This is a genomic window from Chloroflexota bacterium, from assembly GCA_014360805.1.
Lineage (GTDB): Bacteria > Chloroflexota > Anaerolineae > DTLA01 > DTLA01 > DTLA01.
The window spans coordinates 1-1,954 of record JACIWU010000150.1 but is presented as its reverse complement, the minus strand read 5'-3'; the positions used below and the strand labels follow the sequence as shown (position 1 = coordinate 1,954).

The following is a 1,954-nucleotide window of genomic DNA, read 5'->3' as shown; positions in this document are numbered from 1 at the left end:
GGAGAACGCGTACTTGCTACCAAACGCGCCGACGGCCATGGCCTTGTAGGTAACGAGCGGATTGGCGCCCGTGGCCAGCAGGATGAGGCCGCCGAACGCCAGCGCCAGAATCAGCGAGACGAGGGGGACCAGCACACTGGCGGACTTGGAGGGCTTGAGGCGGCGTTCCAGTCGGATTCTCATGCGGGCCTCCTTTCGGGCGCAGGCTCTTGTCCCGGCTTGACGCCTGCCATCATCAGGCCGATGGCAGCCACGTCCGCGTCCTTGGCGGGCACGATGCCCTGCACCTCGCCCTCGTAGAGCACCAGGATTCGGTCGGCGAGTTCTAGGATTTCGTCCAGGTCTTCGCTGATGAGCAGGAGCGCCGCGCCCTGCTTGCGCTGTTCCAGGAGGAGGCGACGCACCGCCTCGGTGGCTCCCACGTCCAGGCCGCGGGTGGGGTGCATGGCGATCATCAGGCGGGGGCTGATGGAAATCTCCCGCGCTAGGAGTGTCTTCTGGAGGTTGCCCCCCGACAGGAGCCGCACCGGAGTCTGGACGCTGGGCGTGGCGATTTTGAACTGCTCCACCAGTTGGCGCGCAAACCGACCGATGGCTCCGCTGTTCAGGAATGGCCCGGTGGAGATCGGGCGCTCCTTGTACGTCTTCATGATCACATTGTCGGACACGGAGAGGTTGGGCACCAGACCCATGCCCAGGCGGTCTTCGGGCACGTGGCCCACCTTCTCGCCGATGATCTTGCGCGGGGAGCAGTTGGTGATGTCGCACTGCAGGACGGTTACCGACCCTGCGGTGGCCTTGCGCAGGCCGGTGAGGACTTCGGCCAGTTCGCGCTGGCCGTTGCCCGCGACGCCCGCCACGCCCAGGATTTCGCCCTCGCGGATGGTGAAGGACACGTTACTAAGGGCGGGCAGGCCCTTGTCGTTGTTGGCGCACAGGCCCGACACCTCCAGCACTACCTCGCCGGGTTCGCGCTCTTCTTTCTCCAGGCGGAACAGCACCTCGCGCCCCACCATCATCCGCGCCAGGTCGGCGGGCGTGGTCTCGGCCTTGCGGACGGTCGCCACGGCCTTGCCGCCCCGCAGGACCGTGATGCGGTCTGAGATGGCCATGACCTCTTCCAGTTTGTGGCTGATGAAGATGACGGTCTTGCCGTCGGCGGTCATGCGGCGCAGGGTGGCGAACAGTTCCTCCACCTCCTGGGGTGTCAGCACGGCGGTCGGCTCGTCCAGAATGAGGATGCGCGCGCCGCGATACAGCATCTTGAGGATTTCCACGCGCTGCTGCTCGCCGACGGACAGTTGCCAGATGCGCGCGCGGGGATCCACGCGCAGCCCGTATTGCGCCGAGAGTTGCGCCACCTCTTGCTCAATCTGGCGCAGGTTCAGGAAGAAGCGGGGCTTGTTGAGGCCCAGGACCATGTTCTCGGCTACGGTGTGCATTTCTACGAGCATGAAGTGCTGGTGCACCATGCCGATGCCGTGAGAGATGGCGTCGCGCGGCGAGCGAAAAACGACCGGCTTGCCGAAGATGCGGATTTCGCCCTCATCGGGCACGTACAAGCCGCTCAGGATGTTCATGAGGGTGCTCTTGCCCGCGCCGTTTTCGCCCAGCAGGCTGTGCACTTCGCCCGGGAGCGCCTCAAAGTCCACGTGGTCGTTGGCGATCACGCCGGGGAATCGCTTGACGATGCCCGTCATGCGGACGGCGGGTATGGGGTTGAGTTCTGCCATCGTTCTCCTCTGGTTGTTATGGCTATTCGCGAATGGGGCGCACCCACGCGACGGGAACCGCGAATGCACGCAAATGCACGCGAACAGGATTCGTGTTCATTCGCGCCCATTCGCGGTTTCGGGTCTGCGCCACATATGCGAGAGGTTCTGGCGGGGCGGCCCGCCCGAACCACTACACCCCCGGGTTGGATCCGAATTAGGAATGGTAACCTCCACGCCCA

The 1,954-nt window shown here is 64.8% G+C and carries 2 protein-coding genes; both read right to left on the bottom strand.

Annotated elements, in window-relative coordinates; all coding sequences use genetic code 11:
* On the bottom strand, positions 1-183 hold a 183-nt coding region (locus H5T65_14095), incomplete at its 3' end, for an ABC transporter permease (GenBank protein ID MBC7260359.1).
* Positions 180-1,733: an ABC transporter ATP-binding protein gene (locus H5T65_14090; GenBank protein ID MBC7260358.1), complete on the bottom strand. Its 1,554-nt coding sequence runs from the start codon at positions 1,731-1,733 to the stop codon at positions 180-182. The genes H5T65_14095 and H5T65_14090, both read right to left, overlap by 4 nt.
* Between the last annotated feature and the right edge of the window lie 221 nt (positions 1,734-1,954).